Raw genomic sequence first — 24,536 nt, forward strand, 5'->3', positions numbered from 1 at the left:
TTATGAAACCAGAGACCAACGTTTCATTTGAAGACACCGCCGTCGCCTTCCAGTACAAGTCCGACGCGGCCATAAAAAAAGCCAGCTTTATTTTTTCATTGGTAAACCACCCGTGGATGTCCGCCCTTGCCACGGGGTCGGTAAGGCTCGCACTCATGCTTCGCCTGCCGGTGGAAGGATTGATCCGGGCAACCGCTTTCGATCATTTTTGTGGGGGAGAGAACATCGAGGAAACCGAAGCCGCGGCGGCGACCCTGGCCCGTTTTGGTGTGAAGACCATTCTGGATTATTCAGTGGAAGGGGAGAAAACAGAAGCTGGTTTTGACCGTGCCATGGAGGAAACCCTGCGTACCATTGAAAAGGCGCATCAAAGCAAAAACATCCCGTTTTCGGTCTTCAAAGTGACGGGCCTGGCCTCCACGGATGTGTTGGAGAAAGTACAGAAAAAACTGATCCTTACCCCGGAAGAACACAAGTCCTTCGAACTGGTCCGGCACCGGGTGGACAATATTTGCCGGCTGGCCCACGCCTATGGAGTGCCGGTGCTGGTCGACGCCGAGGAGACCTGGATCCAGGACACGGTCGATCAGTTGGCCTATGAGATGATGGAAAAATACAACCGCGAGAAGGCCATCGTTTTCAATACCTATCAACTCTACCGCACAACGTCTCTTCAAAATCTGAAGGATGCCTACGAAAGCGCCTTGCGCCATCATTACTTCTTAGGGGCCAAGCTGGTGCGGGGTGCCTACATGGAAAAGGAACGGGCCCGAGCGACGGCCTCAGGCCACCCCAGCCCCATTCAACCCGATCAGGCGGCAACGGACAAAGCCTTCAACGACGCGCTCGTGTTTTGCGTGGCGCATCGGACATACATCAGCATCATGTGCGGGTCGCACAACGAATACAGCAACCGCTACCTCACCACCCTGATGGCCGAGGAGGGCATGGCCAACAATGACCCACACGTCTGGTTTGCGCAGCTCTATGGCATGAGCGACAATATCTCCTTTAACCTTGCCAAAGCAGGCTATAATGTGGCCAAATACGTGCCCTATGGACCGGTGCGTTCCGTGATGCCATACTTGTTACGGCGGGCGGCAGAAAACACGTCTGTGGCCGGCCAAAGCAGCCGGGAGCTCATGCTGATTCGCTCGGAGCTGAAGCGCCGCCGGAACGCGCGGTAGTTTTCACCAAAAGATCGGCCCGGACCGGGCCAATATCGCCTGGAGATTTTTACCTCTCCCTAATTCGCGTATTTTTGCCCAAAATTTTTGTCATGCAATTGAGCGAACAGGAGATCATCCGCCGGAAAAGCCTGGAGGAATTCGAGAAGCTGGGGATCAACCCTTACCCGGCCGAACTTTATGATGTGAATGCTTCGGCCCGGGAGATCCTGGAGAACTATGAACGTCATAAAAGCGACTACCGCGACATCTCCATCGCCGGCCGGATCATGAGCCGCCGCATTATGGGCAACGCCTCGTTTGCCGAATTGCAGGACGAAACCGGCCGCATCCAGATCTACATCCGCCGCGACGACATTTGCCCTACGGAAGACAAAAACCTTTACAATACCGTATTTAAAAAACTGCTCGACATCGGCGATATCATCGGGGTGAAGGGCTTTGGTTTCACTACACAAACTGGTGAGATTTCCATTCACGTGACCAGCCTCACGGTGCTTTCGAAATCGCTGCGCCCGTTGCCGGTGGTGAAGGAAACAACCGACGAGCAAGGCAACGTCACCAAGCACGACGCGTTCACAGACCCGGAACAGCGCTACCGCATGCGCTATGTGGACCTCATCGTGAATCCTGAGGTGCGCGATGCCTTCATCAAACGCACCCAGTTGGTCAACTCCATGCGCCAATACCTCAACGCCAAAGCATACCTCGAGGTGGAGACCCCTATTCTCCAACCGCTTTATGGGGGTGCGGCAGCGCGCCCTTTCAAAACCCACCACAACACGCTGGACATGACGCTGTATTTGCGCATTGCCAACGAGCTCTACCTGAAACGACTCATTGTCGGTGGATTTAACGGCGTATACGAATTTTCAAAAGACTTCCGCAACGAAGGCATGTCACGCTTTCACAACCCGGAGTTTACACAGATCGAACTCTATGTAGCGTACAAGGATTACTATTGGATGATGGACCTCGTGGAGGAGATGATCGAAAAAGTAGCCTTGGATCTTCATGGAAAAACGGAAGTGACCGTGGGCAAAAATATCATTGATTTCAAACGCCCCTGGCAACGCTACACCATGTTTGAAGCGATCCAGCATTTCACGGGCATCGACATCTCGGCGATGAACGAAGAAGAACTGCGCGACACCTGCCGCAAGCTTCACGTGCCCATGGACAACACCATGGCAAAAGGCAAGCTCATCGACCAGATCTTTGGCGAAAAATGCGAGCCCAACCTGATCCAGCCCACGTTCATCACCGACTACCCGATAGAGATGTCGCCCCTGGCGAAAAAGCATCGCAGCAAGCCGGGACTGGTGGAGCGTTTCGAAGCCATCTGCAACAGCAAAGAAATCGCCAACTCCTTCAGCGAGCTGAACGACCCTATCGATCAACGCAATCGCTTTGAAGAACAATTGGAGCTTGGCAAACGCGGCGACGAAGAAGCCATGACCCTGGACGAAGATTTTCTCCGCGCCCTCGAATTCGGCATGCCGCCAACGGCCGGCCTGGGCATCGGCATCGACCGTCTCTCTATGATCATGACCAACTCGCCGTCCATCCAGGATGTTCTTTTCTTCCCCCAGATGAAACCGGAGACACCCGTAGCGCAGCTCACGGAAAAAGATTTCGAAACCCTGGGCGTTCGCAAGGAACTCGTCCCCATCCTTCAAAAACTAGGCATCACATCCCTCACGCAACTCAAAGAAATGAAAGCCTCCAAGCTCTTCAACGACGTCTGCGGCCTGAGAAAAAAGATGAAACTGGAAAACGTCCAAAACCCCACCATGGAAGAAGTGGAAGGCTGGCTAAAATAAAAATCAAGACCCCGGCCCCAAATGACACCCTGACTACCAACGACTGGCTCCTGGATTCTGACTACTAGATTGTGGCTATTGGATTCTGGTCCAAGGATTCTGACTACCAGATCGTGTATACTGGCTACTGACTACTGGATTCTGTATTCTGACTCCTGGATTCTGGCTCCTGGATTCTGGCTCCTAACCATCACAAATTATCAAAGTAAGGCTTCCTCCTCTCCAGCTTCAAATCCTGCAACATCGACGATTTCACATTAATCGTGAAGTTGAACTGCTGGAAGTATCCAAAGGGTGTCCAATTCAAACGCATCGTCCAGCAGTGAAGGTCCCGTGCGATGCCGAGGTTGGTCATCGTGAGTTGGCCGGCCTTGATGTCGAACCCTGAGCTGTAGGTAACTTTCCATTTTTCCGATAGCGACAAATCGCCGTTCATGGTCAGGGTCTGATTGATGGTGGGCTTCACCGCCTGCGATGTTTTTACCGGGTTCTGATAGCTGAAGTTATAACTCAAGTTCATACTCCAGGGGATGTCGAAGTCCACATAGGCATCGGGGTTTTGCATGAGGAATTGCTTCTCTGTCTCGGGCAGGTCGGACTTCCCGATCTTTTCGCGGCTGCTTGTTTCCTTGCTACGGGCCTTTGGGTTCAGGTTGGTGCTCATGGCCAGCGTGGCGCTGGAAATCCTTCCCACCGATCCGCTTCTCCAGGCATAGTCGTCGCGGCGCTTTTCGTACCAGGTGCCGTCTTCGTTCACGATGCGTTCAACGCGATACGGATCCAGTGTAGCCGACACGTTGATGTTGAGGAGGTTGTTCAGGATGTTGGTGTTGGCGGCCATCGAGAACGGCGCCAGTTTGAAAGAGTCGGCCAAAAAGTTGTAGCTGCTGTTGATCGAGAAGTTGTTCAGCAGCATCACTTTGCGGGCCACGGAATCCTGGGGACCCTGCACTTTCATTTCCACGTTGTTCCCAATGCCAAAACCGATGGCGCTGCTTCTTCCAATGGACGAGCCGCCATAGACGGAGCCGACATACCGATCCTGATACACCCAGATGTCGCGTTTTACATCGTGTATGGGGGTGAAGTACTGGGGATTTTTACTAAAGTCGGGTGTGAAACTGTAAGAGACCGAGGGATTGACAATATGCCGGATGGCTTTTATTTTTTTCAATTTGTTCTTCATGAAATACATCCCGTACAGACGCGTGGTCATACCCACGCTCATGGAGTAGTTGGATATGTTTTTAAAGCCCTTTTCCGTGCCCACCTTCGCGATCACGGCGTTGGCCGTGTCATATTTCCAAACCTGTTGTTCGTCGTACCACTTCATTTCATAGTTCACGGAAGGAGAAATGGTGAAGTGGCGCAAGGCCTTGAATGAGAATGTCGCCGGGATGGTATGGCGCATGCCTTTTTTGCCATTGGCGAAGAACGTGCCGAAGTTGCTTCCCGTGAAGGGCGCGATGCTATCATGCGCCGCGGTCGGTGTGAGCCGGCCAAGGTTGTTGGTCACCCGGTTTTGAGCGGCCATGGCATAGCCAATGGAGAAGTTGTCCAGCGGACCGGTCTTTCCTTTTTTACTTTGGAAAGGATAGAGGTTGGTCATGTTCAGACTCAGGCTGGGCAACAGCAGGTCTATTTGTTTGGTTTTCAGATCCTGGTTGTGGTTCAGGTTTATACCCAGCGAGAGGGGCGAGCCCGTAAAACGTTTGCTGTAGGAAACGTTCGAGCTCAGCTTGGCGGTGGTGTTGTTCAGGCTCGAGTTGTTGTAGAGATTGCCTTGTGTGCCATACGACAAGAAGTTGTTCTGGTTGAAGGTGGCCGTGGCTGCATTCACGGACGCTGAAAAACGACCGGTGCCCTTGGACTGTGGGGAGTGACTCCAGGTGAGCCGGAAGTCTTTCGTGAACGACTGGGTTTCGATCTTGTTGTCGCTGTCGGGGTTTTTGGAGTAGGCAAAATTTACCGTGCCGTTATAGTGATAGCGTTTGATATAGGAGGAGTTCGCATACAGGGCATGACCTCCCTTGGAGTAAATGTCGGCCGTCAGGGCCAGTTTTATGTACTCGCTGATGTCGAAGAAATAACCCAAACCCCGGAGGTTGAAACCCCGTCGTTTTTCCTCGCCGTAGCTCGGCACAATGATGCCCGACGCGCTGCGCCGCGGTGAAGGGAACATGCCGAACAGGAACCCGATGGGTAACGGAATGTCGTTGAACTCCATATAAAATGGACCGGCCACGATCTTGTCGTTGGGAATGGCCTTGGTCTTGGTGGCGCGGATGCGGAAGTGCGGGTGTTCCAGGTTGCAGGTGGTGTAGCTGTTGCGGCGGCTCAGCAGCTCACCTTTTTCATTCTTATAGACCACATCGCCGGCGAGGTAGGCTTCACCCTGCTGGGTCACCACCTCGCTGATGCGAGCGCGTTTGGTCTTGAAGTTATAAATGATGTCCTTGGTCTCGTATAGCTCCTGGCCGTTCTTGAAGATCGGGTACCCCACCCGGTTGCCCAGTGAATCGCGGGTGCCATGGGCGGTGAGGGTGTTGTTGCCATAGTCGATCACGATCTCGTCGGCCTCCAGCTCGATTTCGCCATAAACGATCTTGGCGTCGCCATAGAGCCAGATCATTTTGCCGTCGACCTGCGCCCGGATGGAGTCTCTGGCCGAATAGTTGATAGTAGTCTCGATGTCGCCTTGTTGTGGCTTGGCTTTGGTGGAGTCGGCCTTGGTCCGGAGCGAATCCGTAGGGGGCAACGCAAGGGAATCGGGGGACGGAGGGGTAGTTTTTAAAGAATCGGACTTGTAGGGAAGCAGCCCCCCCGGTGGTTTCACACGGGGCTCCACCTGGGCCACGGCGGCCTGTACTATATAAAATGTGAAAATGATGGCTATAAAATACCGCACACGCGCTGAGTTGGGGGATCGTTCTTTACCTTTCAGTGAAAAATTCACAATTTTGCCTAAAGTTATTGCAAATACTTTGAACATCGTACGGCCCGTGAGGAATATAGGATTGACAGCGCTACTGATAGCAATAACCTTGCTAAACTCTTCGAGCACCTTTCCGCCCCGCGAATCCAAAGTGGACGTGGTGGTGATCGACGCCGGCCATGGCGGCCACGACGAAGGTACACACGGCAAAATCCTGAAGGAAAAGAATCTCGCCCTCAAGATCGCCCTCAAACTGGGCGAGTATATCGAAAAAAATATGCCCGGTGTAAAGGTGATCTACACTCGCAAAGACGATCGCTACCTGGCCTTGGATGAGCGCGCCGCCATCGCCAATAAAAATAAGGCCGACCTCTTTATTTGTATCCACGCCAATGCCAACCCCAATGCCAAAGCTTTTGGCACTGAAACGTTTGTGATGGGGCTCCACAAAGACGAAGGCAACCTGGAGATCGCCAAGCGCGAAAACTCCGTGATCCTCATGGACGAGAACTATGAGGAACGCTATGAGGGCTTCAACAACACCCCGGAGTCCTACATCCTTTTCACCCTCACCCAGAGTGCCTACCAGGAAAATAGTCTTCGCTTCGCATCAAAAATAGAATCACAATTCAAGACCAAGGCCGGTCGTGTGAGCCGGGGCGTGAAGCAAGCGGGGTTTGTGGTGTTGTGGCAAACCACCATGCCGAGCGTGCTGGTGGAGACCGGTTTTTTGACCAACAGCACGGAAGAAAAGTTTCTTTCCGGCGAAGAAGGCCAGGAACTGATCGCTTCGGGCATATACCGCGCCTTCAAAGAATACAAAAGTGAGGTAGAATCCATAAATTGAGATCGAAACCAACTGTTGGATCTATCCCCCATAGAAATTCTACTGCATGAAACTATCCAAAGAATTCAAAGTCGGCCTCTTCATGGTCGTTTCCCTAAGTCTGCTCTACGTCGGTTTTCAATTTTTGAAGGGCATCGATTTTTTTTCGACCACGCACAAGTTCTATGTAGTCTATAAAGATGTAGACAAACTCACGGAATCGAACCTGGTATATCTCAATGGTACGGCGGTAGGGCGTGTGAGCGACATCCAGATCCAGCAAAAAAAGAACCGTGTGGTGGTGCAACTCGACATCGATTCGGAAATCGTTCTGACCGATTCTACCAGTGCCGTGCTGGACGGTGAGCTGTTGGGCGGCCGCTACATTATTCTGGACGTGAAACCCGGTACGCGCAAGCTGAATCCGAAAGACACCATCCGGGCCGTTGTACCCAAAGGCATTTTCGATTTTGCCGCCACATTATCGACTACGGCGGAAACCACGCTCACCAACCTCAACGTTGTCCTCGCCAACCTGGCCCGCAACACCAACCGTCTCGACACGATGTTCATTCGCCTGCAGTCGACCCCCGGTTTGCTCAATCGTACGCTTCTTACCGCCAACACTACGATCGGCGGGATAGGTGATTCGCTAAGATCGGTTACCGGCAACGTCAACGCCACACTGACTCAACTCAAGCCCACGCTGGCCAACTTCCATACCCTGTCTGATTCGCTGAAAATGCTGCAGATCAATGGCACCCTGAAACGAGCCAATGTGAGCCTCACCAAGCTGAATGAAACCCTGTCGCGCCTCAACAAAGGCGACAACACGGCCAGCAAGCTCTTGACGGAGGATACACTGTATGTAAACCTCAACAAACTGCTGCTGGATATTGACGCGCTGGCCAAACATTTTGACAAAAATCCGAAACACTTCCTGGGCCCGCTGGGCAAAAGTCAGAAGAAGATCGAACGGGATCTGAAAAAACAGGATTCGAAGAAATAAGAAACGCAAAGGCCCCGGAGAATACTTCCGGGGCTTTTTTCTTTCTAGTAGTCCCGCGTCGCACGGTTGGCAGGTCGAAAGGGATGGCCCTGCGCGCCGCGATGATGAAAGGTAAACGCACCGGCCAACCCAAGTCAGAGCGATGCCTGAAACACGCTGCAACAACCTTGGAGTTCATCCCCAATATTCCAATCTTTAGGGGCTAACCGATAATCCGCCAACGTATGCAACCCGATCTGGAATTCAACAAAAACGAAGATCAATTCAAACAGCTCGTCACGCAGCTTCACCACAAGGAAAAGAAAATAAAACTGGGGGGTGGCGAGAAGAAGATCGATGAACAACATCAGAAGGGAAAGCTCACCGCCCGGGAGCGCATTGAATACCTGATCGACAAAGATTCCGCCTTCCTGGAGATCGGCCTGTTCACGGCCGAGGGCATGTACAAAGAACAAGGCGGCTGCCCGTCGGGCGGGGTGGTAACGGGCATCGGCTATGTGGCCGGTAGGCAGTGCGTTATCGTGGCCAACGATGCCACCGTGAAAGCGGGCGCCTGGTTTCCCATCACCGCCAAAAAGAATCTCCGCGCACAGGAAGTCGCCATGGAAAATCGGCTTCCGGTGATCTACCTGGTCGACAGCGCCGGTGTGTTCCTGCCCATGCAGGATGAAATATTTCCCGACAAGGAACATTTCGGACGGCAGTTCAGAAACAACGCCAAGATGTCGTCGATGGGCATCGTGCAGATTGCGGCGATCATGGGAAGTTGTGTGGCGGGGGGAGCCTATTTACCCATCATGTCGGACGAAGCGATGATCGTGGACAAGACCGGTTCGATCTTCCTGGCCGGATCCTATCTGGTGAAGGCCGCCATCGGCGAAGATATCGACAACGAAACCTTGGGAGGCGCCACCACGCACTGCGAGATCTCGGGTGTTACCGACAACAAGTTCCCGAACGACCAGGCCTGTCTCGACTACATCCGCTCCCTGTTCGATAAAATGGGCGCCACCGAAAAAGCAGGCTTTGATCGTGCGGCTTCAAAGCCGCCCAAAGAAAAACCGGAAGAACTCTACGGCCTCCTGCCCGCCGATCGCGCGAAGCCATACGATGTCCTGGACATCATTACGCGATTGGTAGACGATTCAGACTTTTTGGAGTACAAAGCGTCTTACGGCAAGACCTTGGTCTGTGGCACGGCCCGCATCGAAGGGTGGTCGGTGGGGATCGTGGCAAACCAGCGCAAAATCGTGAAGACAAAAAAGGGCGAGATGCAAATGGGTGGCGTCATCTATTCCGACTCTGCCGACAAAGCCGCGCGCTTTATCATGAATTGCAACCAGCGGAAAATTCCCCTGCTCTTTTTGCAGGATGTCAGCGGGTTCATGGTGGGCAGCAAGGCGGAGCACGGTGGCATCATCAAGGACGGCGCAAAAATGGTGAATGCCATGGCCAACAGCACCGTCCCCAAATTCACCATCATCACCGGCAATTCGTATGGTGCGGGCAACTATGCCATGTGTGGAAAAGCCTACGATCCCAGGCTCATCTTTGCCTGGCCCACCGCGCAGATCGCCGTGATGAGCGGGGCGGCGGCCGCCAAAACATTGTTGCAAATACGGGTGAATGCCTTGAAAGGACAGGGGCAACAAATCACAAAAGAGGAGGAGGACAAATTGCTGAAGGAGATCGTGGATCGCTATAATGATCAGCTCAGCCCCTACTACGCTGCCTCGCGTTTGTGGGTGGATGGCGTGATCGATCCCCTTGAAACGCGGAAAATAATCTCCATGGGCATCGAAGCGGCCAATCATGGCATCGTGGAGAAATTTAATGCGGGTGTCATTCAAACCTGAACCATGGTGTAGACCATTATTATTTTTCGATGAAGCGATAGAATTTTTGAGAAGGACGTGGGGTTTTCGTTTGGAAGCGTCTGAAGTTTTTCAGAAGTTGCCGAAAACCGAATGCCCACCTGCACTGTTTTTAGGTTGCATTTGGAGATGTGGCTGGTAGGGAATCGTAATTTTATTTTTGAAGCCTATGAATGATGCTGAATTGAAAGCCCTGGTTTCGCTGCTGGACGACGAAGATGCAAAGATCGTTAGCCACGTCGAGGAGAAGATACTGTCGCTGGGCACCACGATCATTCCTTTCCTGGAAGAAGAATGGGAAAGCAACTTCAACCCCATGGTGCAGCGGCGCATCGAAGAGCTCATCCACACCCTGCAATATGAACTGCTGAAGGAACGCATCCGCGAATGGTATGATAGTCCTGAACAGGATCTGCTCACCGGCATGTGGCTGGTGGCTACGTATCAGTACCCGGACATCGAACTCATCAAACTCCGGCAGGACCTCGAACAATTGTACTACGAAACGTGGCTCGAGTTTAAACCCGATCTCTATCCCTTCGACCAGGTGAAGGTGATCAACAGTGTGTTGTTTAACAAACTGAAATTTGGCGCCAACACCAAGAACTTTCATTCGCCCGGCAACTCCATGATCAACGTGGTGCTGGAGACCCGTAAGGGCAATCCCATTACCCTGTGCATCCTCTACATGCTGGTGGCGCAAAAGCTAAAGCTGCCCGTGCACGGTGTGAACCTTCCCAATTTATTTGTGCTCACCTACAAAGACCCCAAGCACACCCAGTTTTATATCAACGCCTTTAACAAAGGACTCATTTTTTCGAAGCAGGACATCGAAAACTACATCAACGAGTTGCACCTGCCCCACCAGGAGTCGTTCTTCGAACCTTGCACGAGCCTGGAGATCATTCGTCGGGTATTTCGGAATCTCATCATGTCGTTTGATAAGATGGGCGAACATGCCAAGGCGGAAGAGGTAAAAGAACTGCTGCTGATCATTGCCGACGGCGCCGACCTGGGCGTGTAGCTTTTCATTTATTTTGCTTCAAACCCTACACGCCTTTGAACCCGGCGTTCTTTCCCGCTGTTAGACGCTGGCGGCCTGCGTCCTATTCCTTAAATTCGCTGAATATCTTTACCTTAGCATCTTCAAATACGCACGCATGAGAATAGCTTTACCGCTTGTTTTAGTTGTCGCAAGCCTTACCCTCCACGCTCAACAATTTTCCACGCGCTACGAACTTGTCAAGATGGACAAGAATGTGAACACCTTCCGGCACGAGGCCGCGCCGGTGATCTCACCCGATGGCAACACGCTCTATTTCTTTGTTCAAAATCACCCCGACAACACCTATGGCAAGGACGACACCCAGGACATCTGGATGTCGAAGAAGGACGCGACCGGCGTCTGGAGCCTGGCCCAACACATGTCGTCGCCCTTCAACCTGCACCGTTCTAACCAGGTGTTCACGGTGTTCCCTGATGGGAGCCTGTTTATAAAAGGTGGCCGCACAAAAGGCGAGAAAGGATTTTCGGTGGTCAACGGCAGCTCCCTGCGGGAATTGGATGTGAAAGATTTTAAGAACATGAACAAGGGCCGCTTCTATGGCGCATCCATGTCGGCCGACGGCAAACATATCATCATGTATTTTAGCGAAGTAGAGAACAGTCCGAACAGCGACCTCTATGCCAGTCATCAGCAACCTGGCGGTTCGTTCTCCAAACCTGCGAAGCTGAAGTTGAGCACCAGCACCGACGACGTAGGTCCGTTCATCAGCCCCGATCAGAAATCGCTTTATTTTGCCAGTGCCCGCCAGGCGCCGGGACGCCAAGGTGGCGTGGATATTTACCAATCGCCCCGCGCAGACGATACGTGGGCGAACTGGGGAGAGCCCGTGAACATGGGCAAGCCCATCAACACCAGTGCACTCGATTATTACTTCACCATCGACAATGCCGGTAATATTTTTACCAGCCGCGCCAACAAGGCCCTCGACGGCGCACAACTTGACCTCTATGCGTTGGTTCCCAAGACGTTTAAGATCAACCTGGTAGGCATGGTCTATAACGAGAAAACAAAGGACGCGCTGCAAGCCAACGTAGAGGTGCGTGTGAAAGACAAAGAGCCCGTGAAACTGAAATCGAACGCCACCGGAAAATTCGAAACCAAAATGCCGGAAGTGCTGGCCTATTCTGTGGCCACCAGCCTCGAAGGATTCCAGCCGAACGATCAAAGCTTCAAACTTCCCGTGCTGAACAGCGACACCACCATCTACATGGAAGTGTTGCTTCGCCCCGTGGCCAAGAAATTGCTGATTACCGGAAATGTCTACGACAAGAAAACCGAAAAACTCATCACGGCCAATTTGGACGTGGTGGTGAAAGGCGACCGGAAGTCGGCCTTCAAACTGGCCGCAACGGACGGACGTTTTGAAAAGGAAATCCCTAAACTGGGATGGTATATGATCACGGCTTCCGCCAACGGCTACCTGAATGCCGTCGACAGTGTGGAGGCCGACGATGACGGGCATTCACCTTTTTCGCGTGACATTTATTTGCAACCTATTGAGGTGGGCGTGACCGTGCGACTGAAAAATATCTATTTCGATTTTGACAAGACCACGCTGAAGAAAGAGTCCTACCCGGAATTGAATAAAGTCGTGGATTTCCTGAAACAAAATGCTTCGGTGGAGATTGAGATCTCAGGACACACCGACAGCAAAGGTTCGGACGACTACAACCTGAACCTCTCGCAAGGACGCTCACAGGCGGTGGTAGATTATATCATCAGCCAGGGCATCGATAGTTTCCGATTAACGGCGCATGGGTATGGGGAGACCAAACCCATTGATACGAACGACACGGATGCAGGTCGGGCGAATAACCGGCGGGTGGAATTTACGGTGTTAAAAAAATAGCGCCCCTGTGTTTCATCACAAAGGGCGCTAAGAGCCCTCCTTCGCCGAAGCTGCGGAGAGCAAGCCATCTTTAACGCGTAAAATTACTCTACAGGAACCAGGCGTACGATCTTACCAGGGTTCTCCATGGCAACGTAGATGTAGCCGTCGGGGCTTTGGGTTACGCAGCGGACGCGGCCGATCTTTTCGAGCAAGCGTTCTTCTTTCACAAATTTTTTGTCGGCGATCTCTACGCGGGCTACCAGTTGGTGCGACAAGGCGCCTACGAGCAGGTTGCCTTTCCAGTTGGGATATTTATCAGACGTCACCATCGTTAGTCCGCACGGGGCGATAGAAGGTACCCAGTAGCGCACGGGCTGTTCCATGCCTTCTTTTTCTTTTAAGTCCGTAATGATCGTGCTGTCATAGTTGATGCCATAGGTGATCACCGGCCAGCCGTAGTTCTTTCCTTTCTCCACGATGTTCAACTCGTCGCCGCCACGGGGGCCGTGCTCGTGTTCCCAGAGCGTTCCGGTTTCTTTGTCGTAATACAATCCCTGAAGACTTCGGTGGCCATAAGACCAGATCTCCGAACGCGCGCCGATCGTGCTCACAAACGGGTTGTCGCTGGGCACTTTGCCGTCGTCGTGAAGGCGCATTACTTTTCCAAGGTGGTTGCTGAGGTCCTGGGCATTTTCTTTTTTGCCGCGTTCGCCGCAGGTGAAGAACATATAGCCTTTGTCATCGAACGCGATGCGCGAACCAAAGTGTACTTCAGACGGCGTGAGGGGGAGGGCCTGAAATAATTCTTCGAGGTTGGTGAGTTTGTTGCCTTCCAGCTTGGCGCGTGCGATCACGGTGCCGCCACTGTCGGCTACCTGTTTGGCATAGCTGAGATAGATCCAACCGTTCTTATCAAAATCAGGGTGAAGTTGGATGTCGAGTAAACCACCCTGGCCGTGAACGTATACCGGGGGAACGCCTTCGATTTTCTCTTTTAAAAGCTTGCCGTCTTTTACGATGCGAATATTGCCATCGCGTTCCGTCACGAGCAGGCGGCCGTCGGGCAGGAAGGCCATGCCCCATGGATTTTTCAGCGCGCCCACGGCGGTGTCTGTGGCGGACGTGATGGTGTCGACCATGAACTTTTGTTTTTCGGATTGAACAATGGCGCCGGCCGGCTTCCGCTCTTGCGTCCCACAGGAAACAAGGACGATGGCCATCGCCAGGCAAAAAGGATAAAGCAGTTTGTTGATCATTTGGTATTGATTTTTTTAAAGCGCGCTAAGATAGAGAAAGAAATCCTATCGGGGCGCCCCACTCGGATAAGCGGCGCAATCCTTTTGTCATGCGAAAGAGGTTGAATATAGGAATCCGTGGTAGGCGCAGACCGTGTGCTTAAGAGATGTGAAAAAAAGAAGAGGCGGCCGGGGGATCGGACCGCCTCTATATAAACTAAGCCAACTCAAATTTAGGGTTGCACGGGCTCGGTCTTTGTCCACATCTCTTCAAGTGTAGATCCTTTATGTGGTCACCGGCCTGTGCGCTGAGCACCCTTGCACAGAGGGTGCATGTTTGGTCCGTTTATCTTCTTGTGAATAAACAGATCGCCTATCAAATCAGCAGGATGTATAGTGAATATAAGATATAATCATCAAGGGATGAAGCATTGGTTCATAAAAAAGATCCATGATCCAATCAAACGGTTGCACAATCGGAAGGCGACAAAAAAATTAAAGGATTTATAAATAACGGGGTTGATGAATAACTGTCACGGTTTAAAATGACCGTCAACACGCGATGCATTGATCAATGTTTCAACAGTGAAATTGGTAGTCTTACAGGCCGTCGTGAAAAACTGCGAGGTGGATCTTTCAAAGGAGTCAAATTGGCGTTAGTCCCTTTGTGCCTTTTCGTTACTCGTCGCGCAACGCCTTGACTGGATTGGCCGAAGCCGCCCGCATCACGTGATAGCCTACCGTGATCAAAGTAATGATCCCCGCCAGCAGCGCCGAAAGAATAAACGTCATCCATTCATTGTTCAATTCGATTTTGTAGGCGAAACTTTGCAGCCACGTGCTCGTGAAATACCAGGCGAAGGGATACGCCAGCACCGTGCCAATACCAACCAGCACAAAAAATTCTCGTGCCACCAGCAGGACCAGTCCACCGACGCTGGCGCCGATAACTTTTCGCACGCCAATTTCCTTCGTGCGTTGCTCTGTGGTAAAGGCCGCCAGCCCCAACAAACCGAGACAGGCAATGAAGATGGTGAGCCCGGAGAAGGCCGTGAAGATCTGGCTTCGTTTTTCGTCCGACTTGTATTGGGAATTGAAATCCTGGTCGAGGAATTGATAGTCGAAGGGATAGTTGGGATACAGATCTTTCCATGTTTTTTCTATCGCAGCCAACGATTGACGAACGTCGCCGGGTTCTGTTTTTATAAAGATGAAATTGTTTTTCAGAGCGAGGTTGATCATGAGGGGTTCGATGACGTCGTAGAGGGAATTTTGATGATAGTCCTTCACGACGCCCACGACCTGTTTCTCGACGTCGGTGCCATTCGGTCCGCCACCCTTATAGACAAATTTCTTCCCGATTGGATCTTTCCAGGACATGCGCCTCACCATGGCCTCGTTCACGAGGACGGCACGCGTCGTATCCGCAGGCACGTCGCGCGAAAAATCCCGACCCTGCACAATGGTCATGCCGAGTGTTTTCACAAAGTCGTAATCGATGTTATACAAATCCACCCCGCGTTCCGATAATTTGCCATCGTTGTCCTCCACCTGTATCAAGAGTTTGCCAATGCCGAATCCAGGCGACGAATTGGCGGAGGCCGCAGCCACAACGCCCTTGGCCTGGCGCATACTCTCCTCGATGGCCGCCACGTGCTGGATCTGGTCGTCGGTGGGAAGCAGCATGCGGATCACGCGTTCCTTGGTGAAGCCGAGGTCCTTGTTGCGCAGGTATTGCAACTGATCGTACACAATGAGCGTGGAGATGAGCATGAAAATGGAGATCGCAAATTGCGCGATCACCAACACTTTTCTGAAAATGGCGTTGCCACCCTTGGCCGAAAGCTTTCCCTTGAGCACACTGACCGGGTTGAAGCCCGACAGGTACAACGCGGGATAACTGCCACCGACAATACCGATCACCAACACAATGCCGATCAAGCTCAGCAACACCGGTGCCTGCAGAATGTAACTGAACGGAAGTTGTTTATTGCAGAGCTCGTTGAAGAGTGGCAACAAGGCATAGATCAGTATCAGGCTGGTTGCCAAAGCCAGAAGCGTGATCACCACCGACTCGGTAATGAACTGCGCAATGAGCTGCGGACGCATCGACCCCATCACTTTGCGGATGCCCACTTCTTTTGCGCGGCTGGCAGAGCGCGCCGTGGCCAGGTTCATATAATTGATGGAGGCGATGATGAGCATGAATGCCGCCACGGCCGCGAAGATGTAGATGTATGAAATATCGCCACCACCCTCGGCCTCGTCCTGTATTTTGGAATGAAGATGGATGTCGACGATGGGCTGCAACTCGTATTTGATACTGATGTTGTATTGCGTGAAGATGACGTCGACTTTTTCTTTCAGGATCTTGTTCAGGCTGGCGTACATCTTGTTGATGTCATAGCCTTCGGGTAATTGAATATAGGTATACACTCCAAAGTTTCCCCATGACGTATTTTCTTTTCGTGTATTGGCCGACGCCAGGGCATCGAAAATAAAGTGTGAATTCAGGGGAACATTTTTCATAACGCCCGTGACTTTGAACGTTTCGTTGTTCTGGTTCACCAACGCCTGCCCCACGGCGTTGTCGGTCCCCCCAAAATATTTTATGGCCAGTTTTTCGGTGAGCACGATGGAGAAGGGCTGGTCCAGGGCCGTGTTGGGATCGCCGTCGATAAAAGTGTAGCTGAACATGTCGAACGCGGTGGAGTCGGCATAGTAGATATTGTCTTCGTAGAATGACTTGTCACCATTTTTGAACAAGGGCTTTCCACCGAACCCGTCAAATCGCACCGCATTTTTTACTTCGGGGTAGTTATCGCGCAGTTCGGGAGCCAATGGTTGCTGTGCCACCGCCCAGGTGAACGCGTTGTCGGGCTCTTTGATGTTGGAGACCACGCGATAGATGTTCGGCGCGTTGGCATGATAGCGGTCGAAACTCAACTCATCCAGGATGTACATCAGCAGGAACATACTGCAGGTGATGCCAATGGTGAGACCCAGAATGTTGATGGCGCTGTAGGTTTTATCCTTGCGGATGTTGCGCCAGGCGATGATGATGAGGTTCTTCAGCATAGGGGATGAGTTTTGTCAGGAGATGTTAAAGATCGCAAAAAAGTTGCAATCCCAGCGGATGGAACTACACTAAGTTGGCTTCGCGTAGAAGAATGGCGCTGTGTACTACTTGCCGGGGGAGAGTCCGTTGCAAAAAGTCAGCACCTTTGCCAGATCGTCTTTTTGTTTGAAATCCGTATGTTGCTCCTTCAGATAGGTCTTCAGTTTATCGCGATCGTCGGGAAACAATTTCATCAGCGAGGCCTTGGTGGCGGGATGCGCTTCATTCTTTTGATCGATAAAAAAATAGCTGTTGTTCACGCGTACCAACAGGTCGGCATTGCTGCTGATGGAGCGCGAGTTGCCGCGATAGGCAACCACGGCCCCGGTGTTGTCGGATGATGTGGTGTAGCCGTTGCTGACCTCTACGTCCTTGCGGACGATCACAAATTCTTTTTTCACACCCAACGCCAGTTGTTGCTGAATAAGGATTTCGATGTACCCCTGGGCAGGCTCCAGAAAAAACACATGCCCGCCCACCATGACCAGTTTTACCTCCGGTGTTTTCTTCAACACCATCGTGTCGCCCTTTGGATTAAGGAATTCTATGTCGCCCGACAGCACGTTGTAGTTCATCTTGTATTTTGGTGACGGCCCGGAAGTAAAGATGGCTTGTCCCTCCAGGAAGGAAGAAAACCTGTACAGGCTATCGCGCCATGCGCTGGCCCGTATGTCCTCGCCCGGTTTTAGCCGCAGCGTTGCCGGGGCCTGAGCGATAGCGGACGGAGTTAAACAGGTCACGAAAAAAAGGAGAATTCCTGGGAGGGCTGGCGCGAAACGGTAACGCATTTTTTTGTCGGGCGATAATACGCATCCTTCATACTAAAATTAGAGATTAAACCAGGAACATTCAAGTTGCCCGCTCCCCGGGTCCGCCTAAACTGATCTGGTCAAAATACCCAAAACCGAAACTGTTTTAGCCAAAGGCTATGTTCATCCAAGTTCATCGATTTAGCTATCCATTGATGGCCTGAAGAATTTGTACCAAAAAAACTTCTATGGCAAGCGCCAAACCCCCCTGCAAAACTATTTGGACTACTATTTCATCCTTTATAGGAATCTAACCCACTAAACCAGAATCAAACCAATAATGAAAACTAAAATCTTCACAACAGCCCTACTTATAGGGCTTTCTTTCGGGACAATTTTTTCCCAAAGCTTTAACAAACCTAAGCTTGACAGCTTGATGAACATACTTGCTGAAAAGAACAAAGCAATGGGTAGTTTGACAATTTCTAAAAATGGCACCGTGATTTACAGTAGGGCTATTGGGTACAGCTTTATTTCAGGCAACGAGAAACTTCCTGCAACGGATCAAACGAAATATCGTATTGGTTCAATCTCTAAAATGTTTACCGCGACAATGATTTTTCAACTGATTGAAGATGGAAAACTAAAACTAACCACGACGGTAGATAAATACTTTCCACAACTTCCAAACGCCAGTAAAATTACCATCAGTAACCTGCTTAATCACAGGAGCGGGCTCCACAATTTTACGGATGATCCGGAATATTTAACCTGGATGACGCTACCGAAAACACAAGACGACATGCTGGCGATCATCGCTAAAAGCAAGAGTGATTTTCAGCCTAACGAGAAATTTTCCTACAGCAACTCGAACTACGTTGTTTTAGGCTACATCATAGAGAAAGTTTCTAAACAGTCTTATCCAAAATATTTGCGGAATAGAATCACTTCAAAAATTGGTCTTTCCAATACTTACGTTGGAACAAAGACCGATACTAAAAAGAATGAGAGTTTTTCATATCGCTTTTTAAATAGCTGGGAACAAGCACCGGAAACAGATATGAGTATTCCAGGTGCTGCAGGCGCCATTGTTTCAACGCCAGCCGATCTGACTAAATTTATTGAGTCGTTATTCTCCTTAAAATTAGTTTCCAACAGCAGCTTAACGCAAATGAAAACGATGACAGACGGATACGGAATGGGAATGTTTCAAATTCCTTTCCACATGAAAAGCGCTTATGGACACAACGGAGGGATCGATAGTTTTTTATCTACGCTGGCTTATTTTCCTGAAGACAGTTTAACGGTGGCATATTGCACAAACGGGCAGGTCTATCCGATGAATGATATCCTGATCGGGATTTTAAGTATTTATTTTGACATGCCGTATTCCATACCAACATTCAATGCACCTTCAATCACCTTAAAAACGGAAGACTTAGACAAATATTTAGGTGTTTATTCCAGTACACAAATTCCATTAAAAATTACCATAACAAAGAACAATACAACTTTGATCTCACAGGCAACCGAACAATCACCCTTTCCTCTTGAAGCGACAGAAAAGGACAAGTTTACATTTGACCCTGCTGGAATAAAAATGGAGTTCAATCCTGACAAGAGGGAGATGACGCTTAAACAAGGAGGGGAAACGGTTTTATTCACCAAAGAAAAATGAAATCATGACCGTTAAAAACGTGTAAAAAGCGCTGCAAAAACTGACGGAGCGACCAAATTTCAAATCCACGTTGTCGGTTAACAAATCTGTCTTTGTTGAGGGGAGTTCAATCAACCCGGACTCCCCTATTCCAACGCTTTCTATTCTGTCCTTTTGGTAAACTTCTACTCTAATCGCTCCGTGGCTGATAGGTTAACTTTGATAATTTCATAACGGTGTTATCGTGCAGGTCTCCCCGAGTCCATAAGGGTCACTTGGGGAGGCATAGGTGAATACCTTTGACCAATCCTGAATTGGCCTAAACTGATCTGGTCAAAATTCTCGAAACTGAAACTGTTTTTTCTACGTTTTTATAGGAAGTTTTGAGTGCGGTGCAAACCCCGTATTCAACACGCAACCTCATTCACCCTTTAACCCGATCATCACTTGAAAAAAGATCTACTGGCTTACATCGCACTGGGTGCTATCTGCATCATCTGGGGAACGACCTACCTGGCATTGCGCGTGGCGGTTGTTCATTTTCCGGCCTTCCTGTTTGTGGTACTGCGCCAGATCTCGGCCGGGCTGCTGCTGGGAGGATTCATGATCTTTGTAATGAAGGAAAGCTGGCCTTCCCTCGAACAGCTGAAGCGCCAGGCCGTGGCCGGGTTCTTCATGATCTCGTTGGGAAACGGCTTGGTGGCCTGGGCTGAAGTGCTCATCCCCAGTGGGGTAGCGGCAATTCTTTGCTCGCTCATGCCCGTGATGGTGATCCTCATCAACCTTACCATCAATCGCGAAGAGAAACCAACGGTTCCCATCATTCTCGGTGTGCTCGTAGGCCTGGTAGGCATTGTCATGATCTTTGGAGAACATGTGCAAGAGTTCTCGCGACTGGAATACCAGATCGGCATCTTTGCCATCTTCGTGGCCGTGGTGAGTTGGGCCGGCGGTGCCGTGTGGCTGAAGAAGCGTGGCACCGTGGGCAACCTTTTTCTCAACGCTGCCCTCCAGATGCTTTTTGGTGGTCTGTGGCTCGTGCCTGCTTCACTTTTGTTTGATGATCTGAGCACCATATCCTGGTCGGCCGAGGCGGTGTATTCGCTCATCTACCTGATCATTTTCGGATCGATCGTGGCCTACGCTTGCTTCTCCTACGCATTGCGCAACCTGCCCATGACCATCGTGTCGCTCTATGCGTATGTCAACCCCGTGGTGGCGGTGTTGCTCGGCTGGTTGTTTTTGGACGAGAAGTTGAACGCCAAGATTGGTATGGCCATTTTGATCACGGTGGCCGGCATCTACATCGTGAACAAGGGATACCAGCTTCGCGATCTTTGGAAAGCCCAATTCACCCGCTAAAAAAATGAACCCGATATTATTTCATACCACACAATGGGATGCCGTGCCCATCACGGAACACCGTGGCGAGTCGGGCATGGCCTTGTGGCGGACGTTGCAATTTGGAACGTTCCGCGTGCGACTGGTCGAGTATTCAAAAGACTATAAAGCCGACCACTGGTGCAAGGCCGGGCACATCCTCTTTTGCCTGGAAGGCGAAATGGAATCCGAGCTTTCGGATGGACGCACCTTCCGGTTGTCGGCCGGCATGAGCTACCAGGTGTCTGACAACGTGAGCCTGCACCGGTCTTCATCCCGCCAGGGCGTGAAGTTGTTTATTGTAGATGGAAATTTTTTGGACTATCAACAACCGCGCAACCCATGGAGAATGTAACCCTTGCTATCGAAGCCTACCGGCCGGAGCACCAGCCTTTCTTTGAAGCGCTGAACCGCGAATGGATCGAGAAATATTTCTGGATGGAGCCCATCGACGAAGCCGTGTTGCAACATCCCGACCTGCACATCCTGGGCAAAGGCGGCGAGATCCTCATGGCCGTTTATGAAGGCCAGGTGGTGGGAACAGCGGCATTGAAATTTGTCGAACCCGGAGTCTATGAGTTTACGAAAATGGCCGTGGACAATAAGCACAGGGGCTTAGGTTTAGGTCGGGCGCTGGCCGAGGCGGCCCGGGACAAGGCACGCACGTTGGGTGCGCGAAAAATCATTCTGTATTCCAACACGATCCTGACCACCGCGATCGAGCTTTACCGGAAACTGGGCTTTGAAGAGATCCCGCTGGATGGTCCGTACAAACGAAGCAATATCAAAATGCAACTGTTGCTCACGGAAGAATCCTAAGCTGTAAATTCGATGGAAAAAATCATGAACACCGCCGTCACCATACGAAACGCCAATCTTGACGACGCTGCGCTTTTGGCAGAGTTGGGATGGAAGACCTTCTACGAAACGTTTGCACCCCTGAACAACGAAGCTGACGTGAAGCTCTATGTCGATAAAAATTTTACGACCGAACGACTCATACAAGAACTTGAAGACCCGCATGCCATCTTTCTGATCGCCCAGGCCGGCGACACGGTGGCAGGCTACGCGAAGCTGCGCACACAACTCAACCCGGACGCGCCCCCCGACACCGTGAGCATCGAACTCGAGCGCATCTACTCCGATCGCGATTTCCTCGGAAAGAGCGTCGGCAAAACGTTGATGCAGGCCAGCATCGATCTGGCCAAACAAAGAGGCTGCGACACGCTGTGGCTTGGTGTGTGGGAGTTCAACCCGCGCGCCATCGCGTTTTATGAAAAATGGGGTTTTGAAAAATTTAGCTCGCATCCTTTTTTATTGGGGACCGATCTGCAAACCGACCTGCTCTACAAAAAGAAACTAACCTGACCACATGGCAAATCACCACTACAACACCACCCTCTCCTGGACGGGCAACAAGGGCACCGGCACCTCCGAGTACAAGGCGTACGAACGCAGCCACCTCCTGGCGGTCGCCGGCAAACCCGAGATCCCTGCCTCGTCCGACCCGAAGTTCAGAGGCGACAAGACGCGCTATAACCCGGAAGAATTGTTGGTGGCTTCGCTGTCGAGCTGTCATATGCTGTGGTATTTGCATTTGTGTGCCGTGAATGGTGTGGTGGTGATGGAGTACACGGACAACGCTGCGGGCACCATGGCGGAAAACGAAAATGGCAGCGGACAATTCATAGAAGTAACGCTGCGCCCGATCGTCACCGTAAAAGAAAGGTCCATGATCGACAAAGCCAACGCGCTGCATGAAGAAGCTCATAGCCTGTGCTTTATTGCGCGCTCGGTAAACTTTCCCGTGCATCATATCTCCCAAGCACTGGTAGTGGAAAACACGGTGGCTTGATTTTTTTGCAGGCACATCGCTCAAAAGTATTTTTTCCGGTAAATGAATTTCATCATGAAAAAATCAGAATGGCTCACCCGCACGTTCCCCTTTGGCCTGGCCGGGGGACTGCTTCCCTTTCAACTCGACCGGCTGGAGGGCACTGTGGCGCGAATGGAAATGAAAACGAAAGGCCTCCCGGATGACATCCTTTCCAACAAGCTGGACATGAAATGGTCGGTCAAGGAAAACATCGCGCACCTGGGCGAGGTGGACGAAGTGGCGTTGAAACGCATCGATGAGATTGTGAACCAGCTGCCCGTCATGTCGCCGGCCGTGTTTGGATTGAAGCAGGATTACAATGCGTGGCCGTTGCAGAAGGTGATCGATTTTTTTTATGAAAATCGGAAAAAGAATATCGCGCGCTACCGCTTGCTGGCGGATGATGAGCTGAGCCGGACCTCCGTTCACCCCCGGCTCAAAGTGACCATGACCCCGGTGGACCTGGCCTTCTTCGATGCCGAGCACGACGACCATCACCTGGTGCGCATCTCTGAAATTATTTCTACGCTAAAAAAATAGCCATGCATCCTCTGTTAAAAAAAGACCGCGAAACCCTGCAGGAAGTACTCAGCCAAACTCAAAAGGTGGCTGCTGAATATTTCCGCCAACAAGACACACTGCCGCCCGGAAGATTTATAGCCGACATCCCCATGGAGACCCTTCCTGAAAAAGGCATCGGCGCCCTGGCGACGTTAGATCATTTTGCAAAAAACTTTGCCGATCAAATGGCGAACAGCGCCGGGCCGCGGTATTTTGGTTTTGTAACCGGTGGCTCCACACCCGCGTCGGTGGCCGGCGACTGGCTGGTGAGCGCCTACGACCAGAATGCCTGTGGCAGCAACGACTCCATTGCCCCACAGCTGGAGCGTCAGACGATCCATTTTTTCAAACAATTGTTTGGTCTTGACGAAGCGTATTTCGGTGCGTTTGTCTCGGGCGCTACGATTTCGAACTTTACCAACCTGGCACTCGCCCGGCAGTGGGTGGGATTGCAACAAGGCAAAGATTTTAGCAACGATGGCCTGACCGGCGTTCAACCCTTGACGGTGCTCAGCGGAACGCCACACTCCAGCATATTTAAATCGTTGTCGATGCTCGGCGTGGGTAGAAAGTCAGTGATCCGCGTCGCCATTCTTCCCGAACGCGAAGCCGTGGACATCGATGCGCTGGAAAAACAATTGAAGCAACAAACCGGTCCTGTCATTGTGGTGGCCAACGCCGGCACGGTGAACACGGTGGACTTCGACGACCTTGTCGCAGTGGGCAAGCTGAAAAAGAAGTACAACTTCTGGTTGCATGTCGATGCTGCCTTTGGAGGATTTGCCGCGTGCTCCGAGAAGTTTGCGCATTTGATGGAGGGCATCAACGCTGCCGACAGCATCACCATCGATGCCCACAAATGGCTGAACGTTCCCTATGACGCAGCCATGCAATTTACGAGGCACAAAAATTTGCAGCTCAGCGTTTTTCAAAACAGCGCGGCCTACCTGGGTGATCCCGATCAGAGCCCGGATTTTTTTCATTACACACCCGAAAATTCGCGCCGTTTTCGCGCGTTACCCTCGTGGTTCTCGCTGATGGCCTATGGCAAAGAGGGCTACCGCGAAATTGTGGAACGGAACTGCGCCGCGGCCCATCATTTTGGAGAGCTTTTGAAAGCCTCCGAAGATTTTGTGTTGTTGGCCCCGGTGCGCATGAACGTGGTGTGTTTCACGTTGAAGCAAGACGACCGCTCAGCCGAAATCATCCACAAATTCCTGGAAGCCGTGCGCGACGACGGGCGGGTGTTCTTCACGCCAACCCAACTGCACGGGACCTGGGCCATACGGGCCGCGGTTTCGAATTGGCTGACGGACCTGCCCGACATGGACCTGGCCTTTGAGGTGCTGGAAAAAGTGTCGGAAAAGTTGAAAAAGGTCCAACCGGCGTAAGGGGAACGGCGTTTGTCC

General features: G+C 51.4%; 18 protein-coding genes and 1 pseudogene. 15 read left to right on the forward strand and 4 right to left on the reverse strand.

The annotated features are described in order from the left end of the window. The first annotated feature begins 2 nt into the window (after window positions 1-2). Both BUB30_RS28905 and lysS read left to right on the forward strand, forming a co-directional pair. Entirely contained in the window at window positions 3-1,187 is a 1,185-nt protein-coding gene (locus tag BUB30_RS28905; protein WP_073141649.1) for a proline dehydrogenase family protein, read from the forward strand. A gap of 92 nt (window positions 1,188-1,279) precedes the next feature. Then, on the forward strand, window positions 1,280-3,010 hold the full coding sequence (gene lysS, locus BUB30_RS28910) for a lysine--tRNA ligase (protein WP_073141651.1): 1,731 nt from the start codon (window positions 1,280-1,282) through the stop codon (window positions 3,008-3,010). Window positions 3,011-3,200: 190 nt separating this feature from the next. Here the strand turns inward: lysS and BUB30_RS28915 are convergent, their stop codons facing one another. Continuing rightward, a complete protein-coding gene (locus tag BUB30_RS28915) occupies window positions 3,201-5,918 on the reverse strand; it encodes a putative LPS assembly protein LptD (RefSeq protein ID WP_143165128.1) in 2,718 nt (905 codons plus the stop codon). Window positions 5,919-6,054: 136 nt separating this feature from the next. Here BUB30_RS28915 and BUB30_RS28920 point away from each other — a divergent pair, with 136 nt between their 5' ends. The 5 genes from BUB30_RS28920 to BUB30_RS28940 all read left to right on the forward strand — a co-directional run bounded on the left by BUB30_RS28920 (window position 6,055) and on the right by BUB30_RS28940 (window position 12,569). Next, a complete protein-coding gene (locus tag BUB30_RS28920) occupies window positions 6,055-6,792 on the forward strand; it encodes an N-acetylmuramoyl-L-alanine amidase family protein (RefSeq protein WP_228450788.1) in 738 nt (245 codons plus the stop codon). Between the two features lie 46 nt (window positions 6,793-6,838). Beyond that, window positions 6,839-7,780, forward strand: a complete 942-nt coding sequence (locus BUB30_RS28925; RefSeq protein ID WP_073141654.1) for an MlaD family protein — start codon at window positions 6,839-6,841, stop codon at window positions 7,778-7,780. Between the two features lie 224 nt (window positions 7,781-8,004). Next, window positions 8,005-9,636, forward strand: a complete 1,632-nt coding sequence (locus BUB30_RS28930; RefSeq protein ID WP_073141656.1) for an acyl-CoA carboxylase subunit beta — start codon at window positions 8,005-8,007, stop codon at window positions 9,634-9,636. Window positions 9,637-9,823: 187 nt separating this feature from the next. Then, a complete protein-coding gene (locus BUB30_RS28935; protein WP_073141658.1) occupies window positions 9,824-10,678 on the forward strand; it encodes a transglutaminase-like domain-containing protein in 855 nt (284 codons plus the stop codon). A gap of 136 nt (window positions 10,679-10,814) precedes the next feature. Continuing rightward, a complete protein-coding gene (locus tag BUB30_RS28940) occupies window positions 10,815-12,569 on the forward strand; it encodes an OmpA family protein (protein WP_084138455.1) in 1,755 nt (584 codons plus the stop codon). An 83-nt stretch (window positions 12,570-12,652) separates the two neighbouring features. Here the strand turns inward: BUB30_RS28940 and BUB30_RS28945 are convergent, their stop codons facing one another. From BUB30_RS28945 to BUB30_RS28955, 3 genes are all read right to left on the reverse strand, one after another. Further along, window positions 12,653-13,807, reverse strand: coding sequence for a PQQ-dependent sugar dehydrogenase (locus BUB30_RS28945; protein ID WP_245804196.1), 1,155 nt, complete (start codon window positions 13,805-13,807; stop codon window positions 12,653-12,655). A 657-nt stretch (window positions 13,808-14,464) separates the two neighbouring features. Continuing rightward, window positions 14,465-16,864, reverse strand: a complete 2,400-nt coding sequence (locus tag BUB30_RS28950) for an ABC transporter permease (RefSeq protein ID WP_073141662.1) — start codon at window positions 16,862-16,864, stop codon at window positions 14,465-14,467. 105 nt (window positions 16,865-16,969) lie between these two features. Continuing rightward, window positions 16,970-17,644 (reverse strand): hypothetical protein, encoded by a 675-nt coding sequence (locus BUB30_RS28955; RefSeq protein WP_143165129.1) that lies wholly within the window; start codon window positions 17,642-17,644, stop codon window positions 16,970-16,972. A 349-nt stretch (window positions 17,645-17,993) separates the two neighbouring features. On the opposite strand from BUB30_RS28955, the gene BUB30_RS28960 reads away from it, so the two are divergent. From BUB30_RS28960 to BUB30_RS28995, 8 genes and pseudogenes are all read left to right on the forward strand, one after another. Further along, complete coding sequence (locus BUB30_RS28960; protein ID WP_073141665.1) at window positions 17,994-19,331, forward strand: serine hydrolase domain-containing protein; 1,338 nt, start codon at window positions 17,994-17,996, stop codon at window positions 19,329-19,331. 426 nt (window positions 19,332-19,757) lie between these two features. Then, window positions 19,758-20,672, forward strand: coding sequence for an EamA family transporter (locus BUB30_RS28965; protein ID WP_073141667.1), 915 nt, complete (start codon window positions 19,758-19,760; stop codon window positions 20,670-20,672). 4 nt (window positions 20,673-20,676) lie between these two features. After that, window positions 20,677-21,045, forward strand: coding sequence for a DHCW motif cupin fold protein (locus BUB30_RS28970; RefSeq protein ID WP_073141669.1), 369 nt, complete (start codon window positions 20,677-20,679; stop codon window positions 21,043-21,045). After that, window positions 21,033-21,509, forward strand: a complete 477-nt coding sequence (locus tag BUB30_RS28975; protein WP_073141671.1) for a GNAT family N-acetyltransferase — start codon at window positions 21,033-21,035, stop codon at window positions 21,507-21,509. The genes BUB30_RS28970 and BUB30_RS28975 overlap by 13 nt, the downstream gene beginning before the upstream one ends. A gap of 12 nt (window positions 21,510-21,521) precedes the next feature. Further along, window positions 21,522-22,058: a GNAT family N-acetyltransferase gene (locus tag BUB30_RS28980; RefSeq protein ID WP_084138456.1), complete on the forward strand. Its 537-nt coding sequence runs from the start codon at window positions 21,522-21,524 to the stop codon at window positions 22,056-22,058. Between the two features lie 4 nt (window positions 22,059-22,062). Further along, window positions 22,063-22,545, forward strand: a complete 483-nt coding sequence (locus tag BUB30_RS28985; RefSeq protein ID WP_073141673.1) for an OsmC family protein — start codon at window positions 22,063-22,065, stop codon at window positions 22,543-22,545. A 54-nt stretch (window positions 22,546-22,599) separates the two neighbouring features. Then, a complete protein-coding gene (locus BUB30_RS28990; RefSeq protein ID WP_178377225.1) occupies window positions 22,600-23,106 on the forward strand; it encodes a DinB family protein in 507 nt (168 codons plus the stop codon). A 131-nt stretch (window positions 23,107-23,237) separates the two neighbouring features. After that, window positions 23,238-24,248, forward strand: a pseudogene (locus tag BUB30_RS28995) (pyridoxal phosphate-dependent decarboxylase family protein); the annotation flags it as partial. Window positions 24,249-24,536: the final 288 nt, after the last annotated feature.

Origin of the sequence: Chryseolinea serpens, assembly GCF_900129725.1 — a bacterium.
GTDB classification, from domain to species: domain Bacteria; phylum Bacteroidota; class Bacteroidia; order Cytophagales; family Cyclobacteriaceae; genus Chryseolinea; species Chryseolinea serpens.

Coding starts and splice junctions, on each gene's coding strand:
- BUB30_RS28905 (WP_073141649.1), top strand. CDS start 3: ATGAAACCAGAGACCAACGTTTCATTTGAAGACACCGCCGTCGCCTTC.
- lysS (WP_073141651.1), top strand. CDS start 1,280: ATGCAATTGAGCGAACAGGAGATCATCCGCCGGAAAAGCCTGGAGGAA.
- BUB30_RS28925 (WP_073141654.1), top strand. CDS start 6,839: ATGAAACTATCCAAAGAATTCAAAGTCGGCCTCTTCATGGTCGTTTCC.
- BUB30_RS28930 (WP_073141656.1), top strand. CDS start 8,005: ATGCAACCCGATCTGGAATTCAACAAAAACGAAGATCAATTCAAACAG.
- BUB30_RS28935 (WP_073141658.1), top strand. CDS start 9,824: ATGAATGATGCTGAATTGAAAGCCCTGGTTTCGCTGCTGGACGACGAA.
- BUB30_RS28940 (WP_084138455.1), top strand. CDS start 10,815: ATGAGAATAGCTTTACCGCTTGTTTTAGTTGTCGCAAGCCTTACCCTC.
- BUB30_RS28945 (WP_245804196.1), bottom strand. CDS start 13,807: ATGATCAACAAACTGCTTTATCCTTTTTGCCTGGCGATGGCCATCGTC.
- BUB30_RS28950 (WP_073141662.1), bottom strand. CDS start 16,864: ATGCTGAAGAACCTCATCATCATCGCCTGGCGCAACATCCGCAAGGAT.
- BUB30_RS28960 (WP_073141665.1), top strand. CDS start 17,994: ATGAAAACTAAAATCTTCACAACAGCCCTACTTATAGGGCTTTCTTTC.
- BUB30_RS28970 (WP_073141669.1), top strand. CDS start 20,677: ATGAACCCGATATTATTTCATACCACACAATGGGATGCCGTGCCCATC.
- BUB30_RS28975 (WP_073141671.1), top strand. CDS start 21,033: ATGGAGAATGTAACCCTTGCTATCGAAGCCTACCGGCCGGAGCACCAG.
- BUB30_RS28980 (WP_084138456.1), top strand. CDS start 21,522: ATGGAAAAAATCATGAACACCGCCGTCACCATACGAAACGCCAATCTT.
- BUB30_RS28985 (WP_073141673.1), top strand. CDS start 22,063: ATGGCAAATCACCACTACAACACCACCCTCTCCTGGACGGGCAACAAG.
- BUB30_RS28990 (WP_178377225.1), top strand. CDS start 22,600: ATGAAAAAATCAGAATGGCTCACCCGCACGTTCCCCTTTGGCCTGGCC.